The organism is uncultured Adlercreutzia sp., assembly GCF_958431955.1.
In the GTDB taxonomy this organism is placed as follows: Bacteria; Actinomycetota; Coriobacteriia; order Coriobacteriales; family Eggerthellaceae; genus Adlercreutzia.
On the sequence record NZ_CAUASN010000019.1, the window covers coordinates 1 to 14,578 of the forward strand.

The 14,578-nt window shown below is 69.0% G+C and carries 9 protein-coding genes; 2 read left to right on the forward strand and 7 right to left on the reverse strand.

All coding sequences use genetic code 11. From position 1 onward, the window contains the following. Positions 1-319: 319 nt before the first annotated feature. From rsgA to Q5064_RS07140, 4 genes are read right to left on the reverse strand one after another with little or no spacing between them, the layout of a single operon-like run. Positions 320-1,360, reverse strand: a complete 1,041-nt coding sequence (rsgA, locus tag Q5064_RS07125; RefSeq protein ID WP_302963373.1) for a ribosome small subunit-dependent GTPase A — start codon at positions 1,358-1,360, stop codon at positions 320-322. After that, positions 1,360-2,310, reverse strand: a complete 951-nt coding sequence (locus Q5064_RS07130; RefSeq protein WP_302963375.1) for a hypothetical protein — start codon at positions 2,308-2,310, stop codon at positions 1,360-1,362. The genes rsgA and Q5064_RS07130 overlap by 1 nt, the downstream gene beginning before the upstream one ends. Next, positions 2,307-3,830 (reverse strand): TrkH family potassium uptake protein, encoded by a 1,524-nt coding sequence (locus tag Q5064_RS07135; RefSeq protein ID WP_302963377.1) that lies wholly within the window; start codon positions 3,828-3,830, stop codon positions 2,307-2,309. Before Q5064_RS07135 ends, Q5064_RS07130 begins: the two co-directional genes overlap by 4 nt. Before the next feature lie 4 nt (positions 3,831-3,834). Then, positions 3,835-3,966: a hypothetical protein gene (locus Q5064_RS07140; protein ID WP_022926665.1), complete on the reverse strand. Its 132-nt coding sequence runs from the start codon at positions 3,964-3,966 to the stop codon at positions 3,835-3,837. Between the two features lie 123 nt (positions 3,967-4,089). Between Q5064_RS07140 and murB the strand changes: the two genes are divergently transcribed. Further along, the gene (gene murB / locus Q5064_RS07145) at positions 4,090-5,013 is read left to right on the forward strand and encodes a UDP-N-acetylmuramate dehydrogenase (RefSeq protein WP_302963380.1); all 924 of its coding nucleotides are present in this window, start codon (positions 4,090-4,092) and stop codon (positions 5,011-5,013) included. Positions 5,014-5,024: 11 nt separating this feature from the next. On the opposite strand, the gene Q5064_RS07150 is transcribed toward murB, so the two are convergent. Together Q5064_RS07150 and Q5064_RS07155 are read right to left on the reverse strand one after the other, a co-directional pair. Continuing rightward, positions 5,025-5,216 (reverse strand): hypothetical protein, encoded by a 192-nt coding sequence (locus tag Q5064_RS07150; protein WP_302963382.1) that lies wholly within the window; start codon positions 5,214-5,216, stop codon positions 5,025-5,027. After that, a complete protein-coding gene (locus Q5064_RS07155) occupies positions 5,200-8,112 on the reverse strand; it encodes a hypothetical protein (RefSeq protein ID WP_302963384.1) in 2,913 nt (970 codons plus the stop codon). The genes Q5064_RS07150 and Q5064_RS07155 overlap by 17 nt, the downstream gene beginning before the upstream one ends. A gap of 1,283 nt (positions 8,113-9,395) precedes the next feature. Here Q5064_RS07155 and Q5064_RS07160 point away from each other — a divergent pair. Beyond that, positions 9,396-10,550: an RNA polymerase sigma factor gene (locus Q5064_RS07160; RefSeq protein ID WP_302963386.1), complete on the forward strand. Its 1,155-nt coding sequence runs from the start codon at positions 9,396-9,398 to the stop codon at positions 10,548-10,550. 168 nt (positions 10,551-10,718) lie between these two features. On the opposite strand, the gene Q5064_RS07165 is transcribed toward Q5064_RS07160, so the two are convergent. Further along, positions 10,719-14,537 carry a phosphoribosylformylglycinamidine synthase gene (locus Q5064_RS07165; RefSeq protein ID WP_302963388.1) on the reverse strand — a complete coding sequence of 1,273 codons (3,819 nt, stop codon included), beginning with the start codon at positions 14,535-14,537 and terminating at the stop codon, positions 10,719-10,721. Between the last annotated feature and the right edge of the window lie 41 nt (positions 14,538-14,578).

Sequence of the window (14,578 nt, forward strand, 5' to 3'; positions counted from 1 at the left end):
GCCCCAGCCCCTCCACCTTCTGCAGCGACTCCAGGCAGCGGCCGAGCTCGCCGGGCTGGTTGGGGGCGGTGGGATGGTCGTAGGTGGCCACCACATCCGAGCCCCCGCGGTGACGGCGGGGGTAGATGAAGGTGGGGATAATGACGACGGGGTTCATAAGGTTCCTCTCGGGGCTCGTTGGCTCGAAATATATCGAACGTGCTTATTGTAACCGTTGGCGCCGCGCGGCGGGAAACCGTCCGTCAACGCGTGCGCCCGCCTCCACGCTCGCCCCTCGCGCCGTGGAGGCCATCCCCCTCGGAAGGCTTCGGCGCCGCCCCTAGCGGCGGCGGCCGGCGCGCCCGGGCGGGGCGCTCCCTCCCTTCCGGCGGCCCTGCCGGGGGCCGCGCTTGGCGTCGGAGGCCTTCTCCTTGCGCAGGCGCCGCGCCTGCTCGCGCCGCTCGTCCACCGCGGCCACTTCCTGGCGCAGGGCGCGGTAGGACTCGTAGCGCGCCTGCGGCAGCTCGCCCGCGGCCAGGGCGGCGGCCACCGCGCAGCCGGGCTCGCCGGTGTGGGTGCAGTCGCGGAAGCGGCACTGGGAGGCCAGCTCCGCCACGTCGGGGAACGCCGCCTCGATGCCGGCCTCGGCATCCCACAGCCCCAGCCCCCGTACCCCGGGCATGTCCACGATGCGCCCCGCGCCCGGCACCTCCACGATCTCGCGGCTCACCGTGGTGTGGCGCCCCTTCCCGTCGCCGGCGCGCACAGCGCCGACATCGAGCACCTCGGCGCCCACGAGCATGTTCACCAGGCTCGACTTCCCCACGCCCGACCGACCGATGAGCACCGTGGTGGTGCCGGGCGCCAGCAGGCGGCGCACCGCCTCCACGGAGGCGGGATCGGCCTCGCTCACCACGAGCACCTCGGTCTTGGGGCCGGCCAGATCGCGCACCGCCTGCTCCACCGCGGCCGTGGCGTCCCCGTCGGCCAGATCGGCCTTGGTGAGCACCACCGTCACCGCCGCGCCCGTCTCGAAGGCCAGCACCAGCTCGCGCTCCAAACGCCGCAGGTTCACCTCGCCCACGGGCTGGGCCACGATGACGCGCTCGAAGTTGGCGGCCAGTACCTGGGGAAGCGCCCGCTCGGTCGGATCCTTCCGCACGAACTCGCGCGTGCGCGGCGCGATGGCCTCGATGACACCCTTGTCGTGGGCGTCGGGCACCGCCACCGACACCATATCCCCGATGACGGCCCGCTGGTCGTGGCCCTTCACGAGCGCCGTGGCGTGCTCGCAGCGCACGCGCTCGCCGTCGGGGAACTGCACGAGCGGGTAGCCCCGGTCGAGCTTCACCACCTCCCCGGTGCGCAGGGTCCCCGCCATCAGCGCTGCCCCTCCCGCATGCGGTGGAACACGATGATCATAATGGCGCCGATCCCCACGAGGACAAGCCCCGGCACGAAGGAGCTGATGTCGAAGACCTGCTCGGTGATGGAGCCCTTCTCCACCACGCTCACCGTGTCGGCGTGCAGGTCGGTGAGGCCCTGGTGCTGGGGGCACGACAGGTAGAAGATGCCGCGAATCTGCAGCATGGTGCCGCGCTTGCCGTAGGCGCCGTAGGTGTCGATGCCCTCGGTGGCGTCAGTGGCGATGAACACCGGCACCTCCGAGCGCGCCTTGTCGTTGCCCTGCAGCACGATCCAGCAGAAGCCGGGGTCGAACTCGGCGTTGATGCGGTCGCCGACCACCTCGCCGGTCACCTGCACGATCTGGTTGTTCAGATAGGAGTCGGCCTCCTGCAAAGCCCCGATGGAGGTGTCGTAGATAAACGAGCTGTCGGGCTTCTGCTGGGGGTTCACCAGGTTGTTCTCGCTCACGCCGTCGCCGAACACCGGGTCGGTCACCCGCGGCGGAGGCGGGGTAAGCTCGGCCGCCCCCTCCTCGGGAACCACGCCCGCGGGAGCCTCGGCGCCGGACGCGGCGGTCCCCTCGGCGCCCGATGCGCCCTCCGCGCCCTCCGGTGCCGGGGTCGCGCCCTCGCCATCGGCGCCGGCACCCGCACCCGTGCCCGTACCCGCGCCCGATGCGTCCTGGCCCGCATCCGACGAGTCGGACGCCTCCTCGCGCGCAGAGGGGTCTACCACGCCAGCCTCGTCGGTAGGCACGTCCTGGTTGGTGGGCGCGTTCTCGGGCACGTTGATGGGGTCGTCGGCCCATGCGACCGGTGCGCCGCCCCCCGCAACCGCCATGCCGGCCGCCCCGGCCACGGCGACGGCGAGCAGCGCCGCCAAGCTCCATGCCGCCCAGCGCCGCGTCCGGCGCGCGCACCTCATGAGCGCGACCTCGGCTTCACGCGGGGCACCAGCGAGGCGCCCACCTCCACAATGAGGGCCAGAAGCGTCACGAACTCCAGACGGCCCGCCCACATCTGCAGGATGTAGAACAGCTCCAGCGTGGCCGGCATGCCCGGCTGGGCGAGCGAGGTGGTGATGCCGCCGTTGGAGGTCATGGCCACCGACTCGAAGATGGCGGGAATCGCCTCGCCGCCGTGGGCGATGCCCACGAGCGCGCCGATGACGTAGGTGATGACGTACAGGATGAAGACCGTCATGGCCTCCTTCACGATGCTCGGGGTGAGCGTGCGGCGCCCCAGGTGGTTGTAGGCCACCACCACGCGGGCCGAGTCGGGCGCGAGCGCCTCCTTCACGTTCGCCACGATGGACTTGAAGATGATGCCCATGCGCGAGAACTTGATGCCGCCCGAGGTGGACCCGGAGCTGCCGCCCACGGCCATGACGAAGGCCAGGGTGAGGAAGGCGCCGTTGGAGAACACCGTGGTGATCTGGTTGGTGGTGACCACCTGGAAGCCCGTGGTGGTGAACACCGAGATGATCATGAACAGGCCGCGGCGCAGAAGCGTCAGCATGTCGTCGAACAGCGCCCAGGACGACAGCGTCGCCGTGAACACGAAGGCCATGACGGCAATCCACAGCACCATGGTCTTCGTCTCCAAATCCTTGAAGAAGGCCCCGGCGCGGCCCTTCCACACCTCGGCGTACAACACGAAGCTGATGGAGCCCAGGATCATGAGCACCATGAGGATGCACTCCAAGGGGAAGGAGTGGTAGTACATGATGGACAGCTGCATGGGCGCGAAGCCGCCGGTCATGAAGCCGGAGATGGACACCCACAGGGCGTTGAGGAACGCGCGGGCCGGCTCCATGCCGAGCCACAGGCACAGCGCCGTAATGATGAGGGTGGCCACGGTGACGATGAGCAGGGTGATGCGGGCGATGAACTGGGCGGTCTGCACCACGTTGGGCACCACGTGCTCGCTGCGGCCCTCCGAGGAGAACAGCGACGCGCCCCCGCCGCGGCCGAACAGCCCGAAGGACAGCGCCACCACGATGAGGCCGAGGCCGCCGAGCGCGTGGATGGCGAAGCGGAACATGTTGTCGGCGTAGGAGAGGTGGTCCAGATCGACGATGACCGAGGCGCCGGTGGTGGTCAGGCCCGACACGCCGTCGAACACGGCGTCCAGGTAGGTGGCGTAGTGCCCCGAGAAGTACAGGGGGATGGAGGCGAACAGCGCGAGCACCACCCAGGCGAACCCGGTGACGGCCAGCGCCTGGCGCCGCGAGAGCCGCCCCGGCTCGATGCGGAGAAAGCGCAGGGAGCAGCCGCCCACCATGGCGATGCCGATGGCCACCAGGTAGCGCGAGGCCGGCTCCCATTCCTGGAAGATAAGCGCGGTGCCTAAGGGAGCTATCATGAGCACGGCGAAGAACAGGGTGAGCGTGCCCAGGTAATGGCCGATGACCCGCAGGTCGTACAAGGTGAATCGCTGCCACATAGCGCTACCCCAGCACGATTCGCGTCAGCGCCATGAGCGTCCACAGCCCGATGATGAAGCTGATGATGGACAGCAGCACCAGCGTGATGGCCGCCACCGGCGAGGCGGGCTTGATGACGGGATGCTTGCGAGCCACGGGCCTAGCACCCCGCTTCCGCACGATATGTGGGCGAAATAGTCATGGGCGTATTCTAGTACAATGGGCCAAACGGGTCACCAACGGTTACCCATCGGGCACGACGAATGGAAGGAACGCCTCATGGACTACACCACTCTCGACGCCGCGCTGCGCGAAATCGTCGGAGAGGCGCAGGTGCGCGCCGACGAGTCCCTCGCCGAGCACACCACCTTCCGCATCGGCGGCCCGGCCGCGCGGCTCGTGCTGCCCCGAACGGAGGCGCAGGCGGCCGACGTGGTAGCCGCCTGCGAGGACGCGGGCGTGCCGTGGCGGGTGCTCGGGTGCGGCTCCAACGTGCTCGCCCCCGACGCGGGGCTTTCGGGTGTGACGATGAAGCTGGCCGAGAACCTCTCGGCCGTGGAGGCGCTGCCGGACGGCCGGGTGCGCGCGCAAGCCGGCGCCACCAACGAGGCGGTGGCCGAGGCGGCGCTGACGGCCGGCCTTGCCGGCTACGAGTTCGCCAGCGGCATCCCCGGCACCGTAGGGGGCGCGGCCATCATGAACGCCGGCGCCTACGACGGGCAGTTCTCGGATGTGGCCGTCAGCGTGCGCTGCCTGGTGCCCGACGGGGAGGGGGGCTGGTCTGCCGCCGACGTGCCCGCCGCCAAGGCCGCGTGGGGCTACCGCACAAGCCGCATGATGGACGAGGGATGGGTGGTGCTCGGCGCCACGCTGCAGCTGGCACCCGACTCTCCCGAGGCCATCCGCGCGCGCATGGACGACCTGCGCGAGCGCCGCGCGAGCAAGCAGCCCCTGGAGATGCCCTCGGCCGGCTCCACCTTCAAGCGCCCCGAGGGGCACTTCGCCGGCGCGCTCATCCAAAAGGCCGGCTGCCAGGGCGCCTCGGTCGGCGGCGCCCAGGTGTCCGAGAAGCATGCCGGCTTCGTGGTGAACACCGGGAACGCCACCGCCGCCGACGTGCTCGCGCTCATCGCCGAGGTGCAGCGCCGCGTGCGCGAGGCCAGCGGCGTGACCCTCGAGCCCGAAGTGCGCCTCTGGGAGTAGGCGCCCGCCGGCTAGCGGCCCGGGGAATCCTCCCCCTTCTGGCGGCCGCGGGTGCAGCGACTGTGGAGCATCCAGGCCCAGGCCAGAACGACGGCGATGGTGATAACGCCCCAGGCCCAGTCGGCCGCGCAGAAGCTCAGCGATGCCAGCGCCGCCGCGGCTAGGATGAACAGGGCATAGAGCAGCTTATCCGAGAGCTTCACGGGAGTCCTCTCTCCGGTTTGACGCCTCCTGGCGCAGGCGCATCATGCTGTAGGCGCTCGCCAGCACGATGATCAGCACGAACATGATATGCAGCGGGCACGGGCCGAAGATGCCGCCGGTTTGGGGCAGCTGCCGCAGGCACGAGGCCCACCGGCTGCCGTCGCCGTCCTTCGCGCCGGCATGGCTGCTCGGCCCCGCCTCACTCACCGACGGGCCGTTGGGGTCGCCGGCCGGCCCGTCGCCGTCGGAGATGCCCCCGTCCACGAACCCCTCACGCACCTCGTAGATGAGCCGCAGCGTGGTGGTGTTGCCGAAGCGGTCGGTGAACACCTGCTCGATATGCCACACCCCCGGCTTGGTGCGATCGATGACCTCAGCGGGAGTGCCCGCGGCATCGGTGATGCGCACCTCGCCGGCCGATACCTCGCCGCCCATGGACGCGGCAATCTGGTAGCGGCTCGCGATGAGGGCGGCGGCCGCCTCGGAGGTGAGCGGCTCGTCGGAGGTTCCCGCGATGAGGTGGTCCTCCACCACGGCATGGGTCAGCCCCGTCTCGGGATCCACCGTCGACGAGGTGGGCGGCAGCGGGTCGCGACCGCCGGAGCCGCCGCCGTTGCCGTCCGAACCGCCGCCGTTGCTACCCGAGCCGTCACAGCCGTTGCTGCCGGGCCCGTCTCCGTCTCCGCCGCCGTTGCCGTCATCCCCGCCGCCGGGGCCATCGGGGTCGGTAGGCGTCACGGTGGGCGGGTCGGTCACCACCAGGTAGCGCAGGTGCAAGGTGATGGTGCTGCCGGCCTCATCGGCCACCTTGTAGGTAATCACCCATGCCCCGGGCCGCGAGCGGTCGATGGCCTCTACGGAATCCCCCGCGCTGTTGGCAAGCCCGAGGGACACCTCGTGCACCTGGTCGCCGGCAAGGGGCGTGAAGGTGTAGCGGCGCTCCACGAGCGCCCGCGCGTCGGCCAAGGTGAGCTGCGCACCTTCTTCCACCGGCACCTTCATGACGTCCTCCATCACGGCGTGCTGAGTTCCGTCGGGAGCCACCGCGGGCGGCGTCACCGGGTCGAGCGGACGCGGCTGCGGATGCAGGGGATCATCGCCCGGCTGCGGGTCCAGATCGCTGCCCGGGTCGGGTGTCACGAGAACGCCGGGGAGGTTGGAAGCGATCAAATGGTAGGTCAGGCGCACGGCGGTGGTGTTGCCCTCGGCATCGCGCACCAGGTACGTGATGCGGTAGTCCGCCGGCCGCGAGAGGTCGATGGTCCCCACCTTGCCGCCCGAGGCGTTCTCCATGGACTGCACCTCCAGCGTTGCCCCGTCGCTGCCGTCGGCAGAGGCGAAGGCGAAGTGGCGACGCAACAGGTCCGCCGCCCCGTCGGCGTCCATCGTGCCGCGGGAAGCGGCCTCAGTAGCCTCGCAGGACACCTCGACGTACTGGGTGCCATCGGGCTTGCGGGTCACCGGCCCGTCGGGCTCAAGCGGCTCGCCGGGCTCGGTGGGACCGGTAGGATCGTCGGGGTCCACCGGCTCCAGCGGGCGGATGACCGGGCAGCTGTCGCGCGTGAGGCGATAGTGCAGCAGGATGGTCGTGGTGTTGCCCTCGGCATCGGTGATCGTGCGCCGAACGAGGCACTCCCCCGGAGCTGTGGTGTCGAGGGAATCCAGCGGGTTGCCGGCTGAATCCAACAGCTCGTCGCGCTGGGTGGTGGGCGCGGCGGCAGAGGTGGAGGCGTAGCGGTAGTCCATCATCGCCGTCGCCTTCGCGGCATCGAGCGAGCCGGCGAAGGGAGGCGCGGCCGGATCGATGATCTCGGAGACGGTCTCCTCGATGACCGCATGGCGCAGCCCCTCCTCGTCCTCGGTGATGCTCGGGTCGGGCACCGTATCGCCGGGCCCCACCGGCGGCCCCACGGGCGTGGGCGGGTTCGGGTCGTCGGGATCCACGATGCTGCCGGCGGGGCGCTCCACCTGCGGCGGCTCGGTGTCGCCCACCTTCACCGGCGCGCTCCGATTGCCAGCGGCATCCTCGGCCACGTAGTATCCGTTGGGAAGGTTGCCCACGGCCTGGGTTTCCTCGCCGTGGCGGTCGCCGGCGTCTCCCGTAAGCGCGAACTCGCGGAAGGCCGCCGCTCGGGCATCGGCCGCCGACGCGCCCGAGGAGTTCGTGCGGTACAGCCGCCACACGCCCGAGGTCACCTTCGAGGCATCGGTCGGATTGTCGGTGATCGTCCAGGCCGACAGCGCCGCGTCGCGCTCGATGCGCGGGGCCGAGGTATCTATCTTCACCGAACCGGCCCGCTGGGTGGAGGTCACCCCGGTGGCGGTGTTCTTCGCCTGGGCCGACAGCGAGAGCCCGTCGGTGTCGTCCGTCCGCGTCCACGCCGGGTCGTCGCCCGTAAGCGTGGCCGACGCGCCGTCGGAGGGCGCGAGTTCCATCTGGTCGAAGTCGCCGGGATAGAAAGTGACCGTCACCGGCGAGTTGTTCCACCCATTCGCATTGGGCGCAGGCAGCCGCGTGTAATGGTAGTCGGTGCCCGCCGTCCCCGACCCCGACCCGTCCCCAGGCTTGAGGGGATGCTCCGCCAAAAGCGTGGCGCCATTCTCGTAGGTACCCCCAAACGAGTCGTCCACCAGCTGCAGCCCCAGCTTCACCACCGAACCGGTAGTACCGCCAATGGTGGCGTTGAAGGTCACCTTGTTCTCGGTCCTGCCCGTAAGGATGACCGCGCGGCCCGTCGACGAGTTGACGGCGTCCGTAGTCGTCAGTCCGACGGTAGGGTATTTGGAGTGCGTCGAGCCCAAAAGCTTCAGATGCAGCGGAAACTCCTCGCTGCCCGCGCTGGCGTTCGTGTTCTGCAGCACCGCCTCCACCCGCACCGACGTGCCGGGCGCCACGTAATCATTCGGCCCGATGAGCGTGCCGTCGGTGCGGTAGATTTTGATGTCCTTGATGACAGGGTCGAAATGAGGCAGTGTTATTGAAGAGAACGTAGCAGATACATTAAGTGATCGCGACGCAGGAAGTACGTATGAAGTCTTTCCGTTCCAGCGAATGTGCCCGCCAAAGAAGATATAGGCACTATCTCGGTCAACTGAGCCGAAGCTCTTCTTGCAATTTGACATGGACATGCTTTTCCCGGCAGCGGAAAATGTGAGCGTATCGGAAGCGCTGCTGTACGACACCACTACCGATACCGTGCTACCCACACTGCCGGAATATCGGCTCTCTTTCAAAGAGTCACCCCTATAGCCTGAGGGCCGGTTGTTCATCGCACTATTGTTGATCGGCTGTCCTTGCAGCATAGAGTAGGACTCGGTGGGCGAGTGTTGCTTCTTCAGTCCCACAGCGCATCCGCTCAACTGCGAAGGCGAAGCATTTGAACTCAGTCCGATGAAAAGGTAATGGTTTGACCCATTATAGGTAGAAGGGTGAACCGGATCAGATACCTGCCCCGAGAACCGCAGCTCCCAATCATGTTTCAACGACACCACTTGCTTCGATACGAACACGCCGCTGCTCATCCGAGAGTAGCTGGTAGATCCCGACTGATCGTAATAGAAGTCGTAATCGGATTCCTTCTCCGTAGATGCAGCACGTAGGTATCCGCCAACAGGCTTGGTGGTAGGTGAGCCCTGCCGATCTCCCCACGTAAAGAAGGTGTCGTAATCCGTCGTGCCCGCGAGGGCGTTGGCTGTTTCCACGGCAGGGGCCCCGGGCACGAGCGGAAGCACCCCTGCCGCCAGTGCGACCGCCAGCAAGCTGCGGGCAATGCGCGTGCGAAGCGAACGGCGTTCGCGCCCTTGGGCTCCCTCGAGGCTACGGGGACGCAGGGCTTGCTTCTGGGTGCGAATTGCAGACTCCCCTCTTCTCCTCATAACGACTCCTCCTTAGCAAAATGCTTCTCTCATCAGGCATTACAGATTTTCCGATAGTAGATCGAAGCCTAATATCCGTTGAGGAGGAAAAACGGGTCACCCTTTTCGTGGCGCAGCCGACACCTTCACAACTCCTTCACATCTTCCCCGATGGCCCGAAAGACGCAGCGCCCCGAAACGCCGGCCGCGACCTGTTCCGCAAGCATGGTTTCGCACTCGGGCAGCCGCCCCGGAAAGCGCGAGCCGGCCCTTCGCCTATGGTACACTGCGCCCGACTACTCGACGGAAAGCATGGTGGGCACATGGGCTTGGGCACGAACCCCTACGATGAGCTGGCAGCGCTGGTACGGCGCGCCCAAGCCGGCGACGAGGAGGCGTTCCGCGAGCTGTATCGACGCACGGCCCAGGCCCAGTATTTCAACCTCATCGCCAAGGTGGGCGAGGAGGCCGCCGCCGACATTTTGCAGGAAGTGTATCTCATCGCCTGGCAGCGCATCGGCGACATTGCCCCGCGCTCCTTCGTGGGCTACCTGCGGGCCGTGGGGCAGAACGTGTGCCGACGCTACTACGAGCGCACCGCCCACGCCCATGAGACCACGCTGCTGCGCGCCGATGTGACCGCGCTCGACCACACGCCGCTCAGCGAGCATATGGCCGACGAGACTTGCGACCCCGCCCGGGTGGCCGACGCGCGCGACACGAGCGAGCGGCTCGCCCGCGCCCTGCGCGACGAGCTGGACGAGCGCGAGCGCGAGGTGCTGCTTCTGCGGTTCTACCAGGAGATGCGCATCGATGCCATCGCCGAGGCGCTGGACATTTCCCCGAGCACTGTGAAGCGCACCATCCGGCGCGCACTCGACAAGCTGCGCGGGCAGCTGGGCGACCTGCCGCGCGGTGCCGCGTTCCCCGTGCTGCTGGTCCAGGCGGTGGAGAATCCGCTGGCCGCCGGCGTCGTGCCGAAGCCGCGGGCGCGCTCGGCCTCGGCCCTCGACTGGGGCGTGCGGGCCGTGGCGGCCGTATCGGCCCTCGCCGTGATCGGGTGTTTGGGCGCGGCCTTGTCGCTGGAGCGGCCGACACCCGCCGCGCCCGAGGTGATTGAGGAGGCCGCGGTGCCGACGGCGGAACCGAAGGCGCCCGCCGCGCCCGCCGACGAGACCGCCCCCGAGCTTATCGCCATGGCTACCGAGCGCGGCGCCACCGTGTTCACGATTGCGGACGATTCGGGAGTGGCCTCCGTGAGCCTGACCGATGCGGAGGGGACGGAATTCGCCGCCGACTCGGCGGAGGCCGACCCGTCGGCGGAGGTGCCGAACGCGGCCGCTTACCGCTTCAAAGTGCCCTCTGGCCCATACACGCTGCGGGCCGTCGATGTTGCCGGAAACGTCGCCGAGGGCACGGTGACCATAGCCCTGCCTCCCGAGGAGCCCGTCTCGGTCTCGGAGCTCGAGGGACGCTAGGCAGCTGACGACTGGTCGGCGAGCGGCCGTGCGAGCGCCAATCCAGCGGGTCACCGCCCTCGGCGGACGGCCCTTCCCCGCCAGCCATCGGCGCCAAAAGAGAGGGGGCGGCACAGGCCGCCCCCTTGAAGGTTTCGGAATGCGAGGACGCTCCTCGGTGCCGCTTCCCTACCCGCGGAAGTAGTCCACGCCGCCTTCGAACAGCGGCTGGTAGGTGTTGCCGAAGGCGTTCTTGTACAGGCCCGCGCCCGAACGCTCGGTGTGGCCCATCTTGCCGAGCACGCGGCCGTCCGGGCTCGTGATGCCCTCGATGGCGAGCACGGACCCGTTGGGGTTCGCCGACAGATCCATGGACGGCATCCCGGCCGCGTCCACGTACTGGGTGGCAATCTGGCCGCCGGCGATCATCTGGTCCAGCAGCGGCTGCGGCGCCACAAAGCGGCCCTCGCCGTGGCTGATGGCCACGGTGTGCACGTCGCCCACGGCCATGCGGCTCATCCACGGCGACAGCGTGCTGGCCACGCGGGTGCGCACGAGCGTGCTCTGGTGACGGCCGATGTCATTGAAGGTGAGCGTGGCGCAGTCGGCGTCCATGGGGCGGATGTCGCCGAAGGGCACAAGCCCCAGCTTCACCAGAGCCTGGAAGCCGTTGCAGATGCCGAGCATGAGCCCGTCGCGGCGCTGGAGCAGATCGCGCACGGCCTCGGTCACCTGGGGCGCGCGGAAGAACGCCGTGATGAACTTCGCCGAGCCGTCGGGCTCGTCGCCGCCGGAGAAGCCGCCGGGGATCATGACGATCTGCGACTCGCCGATGAGGCGCGCCAGCTCGGCGGTGGACTCTGCCACGGCCTCGGGCGTCAGGTTGTTCACCACGTACACGGTGGGCACCGCGCCGGCGCGCTCGAAGGCGGCGGCGGAATCGTACTCGCAGTTGTTGCCGGGGAACACCGGGATGACCACGCGCGGACGCGCCACGGCCGGACCGGGGAAGACCGCCGGCGCGCTAGCCGTGAAGCTGAGCGCGGGCACCTCCTCGGCGGCGGCCGCCTCGTCGGCCGGGGTGCGGTAGGGGAACACGCCCTCGATGCCGCCTTCCCAGGCCTCCTGCACGCGCGCCAGGTCGGCCACCTGGCCGTCGCAGGCAAGCTCGTAGGCCTCGGTCACCTGGCCTAAGGCCACCACGTCCACGTTGGCGGCAAGGCCCGCATCCTCCAGGCGCGTGACCACGGACTGGGACGTCTCGCCGGCGGCCAGCTCCACCACGAAGGTGCCGTAGGCCGGCTCAAAGAGCTGGCCCGCGCCCACGGCCGCATCCACCGCCACGCCGAGGCCGTTGCCCACGGCCATGGTGATGAGAGTGGCGCCCACGCCATCGGCCCCGCTGCTCGCGCACGCGCTTACCACGCCGGCGCCAATGAGGTGCTCCACCGCATCGAAGGTGGCGCACAGGCTGGAGGCCAGGGTGTCCTCGGGGGCGATCCACACGAGCTGCGCGCCGGCCGCCTTCAGCTCGGGCGACACGATGCGGTCCACCTTCCCGATGGCCGTGGCGAAGGACACGAGCGTCGGCGGCACGTCCAGATCCTCGAAGGAGCCGGACATGGAGTCCTTGCCGCCGATGGCGCCCACGCCGAAATCGACCTGGGCCATGAGCGCGCCGAGCACGGCCGCCATGGGCTTGGCCCAGCGCTCGGGGTCCTGGCGCAGCTTCTCGAAGTACTCCTGGAAGGTGAGGTACATGTTCGCGCGCTCAAAACCCGTGGCCACGAGCTTCGCCACGGAGTCGAGCACGGCCATATAGGCGCCCGCATAGGGGTCGAACGACGACAGGTAGGGGTTGAAGCCCCAGGACAGGCCCGACACCGTGGTGGTGGCCCCGCCGAGCACCGGCAGCTTCGCCACCATGGCCTGCGCCGGGGTGAGCTGACGGGAGCCGCCGAAGGGCATGAGCACCGTAGCGGCGCCGATGGTGGAGTCGAAGCGCTCCACGAGGCCCTTGTTGCAGGCGCGGTTGATGTCGGCCATAAGTCCCGCGCAGGCCTCGGTGAGCGAGTCGGCCTCGCGAGCCGCCTCCACCACCGGGTCGGCCAGCTGCTCGGCCGCCTCGAAGGCGCGGTCGCAGGGGCTCTTCGCGAAGCTCTCCTCGGCCGGGGCGGGCACGCTCACCGCCGCGTGCTTCGGCGCGCCGTTGCTCGCGAGGAAGTCGCGGCTCACGTCCACGATGGTGTTCCCGCGCCAGCGCATGCGCACCCGCGGCTCCTCGGTCACCACGGCCACGGGCGTGGCCTCCAGGTTCTCCTCGTGGGCGAGCGCGATGAAGGCGTCCACGTCCTCGGGCGCGAGCGCCACGGCCATGCGCTCCTGGGACTCGGAGATGGCGAGCTCGGTGCCATCGAGGCCGTCGTACTTCTTGGGCACGGCGTCCAGGTTGATGTCCAGGCCGTCGGCCAATTCCCCGATGGCCACCGACACGCCGCCGGCGCCGAAGTCGTTGCAGCGTTTGATCATGCGGCAGGCGTCCCCGCGGCGGAACAGGCGCTGGATCTTGCGCTCCACCGGCGCGTTGCCCTTCTGCACCTCGGCCCCGCAGCTTTCCAGCGACTCCACCGAGTGGGCCTTGGAAGAGCCCGTGGCACCGCCGATGCCGTCGCGGCCCGTGCGGCCGCCGAGCAGCACTACCACATCCCCCGGCGCCGGAGTCTCGCGGCGCACGTGGTCGGCCGGCGTGGCGCCCACCACGGCGCCGATCTCCATGCGCTTGGCGGCGTAGCCGGGGTGGTACAGCTCGTGCACGTGTCCGGTGGCCAGGCCGATCTGGTTGCCGTAGGAGGAATAGCCCGCCGCCGCCGTGGTTACGAGCTTGCGCTGCGGGAGCTTCCCGGGAATGGTGTCGGCCACGGGCACCGTGGGGTCGGCTGCACCGGTGACGCGCATGGCCTGGTACACGTAGGAGCGGCCGGAGAGCGGGTCGCGGATGGCACCGCCCACGCAGGTGGCCGCACCGCCGAAAGGCTCGATCTCGGTGGGATGGTTGTGGGTCTCGTTCTTGAACAGGTACAGCCAGTCCTCTTCCACGCCGTTCACGTCCACCTTGCACTTGATGGTGCAGGCGTTAATCTCCTCGGACTCGTCCAGCCCGGTGAGGATGCCCTCCTTCTTCAGCCACTTCGCACCGATGGTGCCCATGTCCATGAGGCACACCGGCTTCTCGTCGCGGCCGAGCTCGTGGCGCAGCTCCAGGTAGCGGTCGAAGGCGGCCTGCACGTTGGCATCCGCAATGGCCACGTCGTCCAGCACGGTGCCGAAGGTGGTGTGGCGGCAGTGATCCGACCAGTAGGTGTCGATCATCTTGATCTCGGTGATGGACGGGTCGCGCCCCTCCTTAGCGAAGTACGCGCGGCAGAACTGGATGTCGGCCAAGTCCATGGCCAGGCCGCGCTCGGCGATGAAGGCGGCCAGCTCGTCGTCGGAAAGCGCAGTGAAGCCGTCGATGACCTCCACGTCGGCCGGGCGCTCGAAGGCCATGGCCAGGGTGTCGCGCGTATCGAGCGACGCCTCGCGGGCCTCCACCGGGTTGATGACGTAGCGCTTCACGGCCTCAACCTCGTCATCGGTCAGGTCGCCTTCGAGGTAGTACACCACCGCCGAGCGCACGTCGGGCCGCTCGCCCTGGCTGATGAGCTGGATGCACTCGCTGGCCGAGTCGGCGCGCTGGTCGAACTGGCCGGGCAAAAACTCCACGGCGAACACGGCCGCGCCGTCGGCCTCGGGCAGCTCGAAGGTGGCCACGTCGGACTGCGGCTCGGAGAACACCGTGGGCACGCAGGCGGCGAACAGCTCCTCGCTGGCGCCTTCCACGTCGTAGCGGTTCACCAGGCGCACGCCGGCGAGCCCGGCGATGCCCACGATGTCGCGCAGCTCGGCGGCCAGCGCGCGGGCTTCGCCATCGAACCCGGGCTTCTTCTCAACATAGACGCGAGATACCATGGATGTGCCTCTCTCTTCTCTCTTCAGTGAACGAGCGGGGA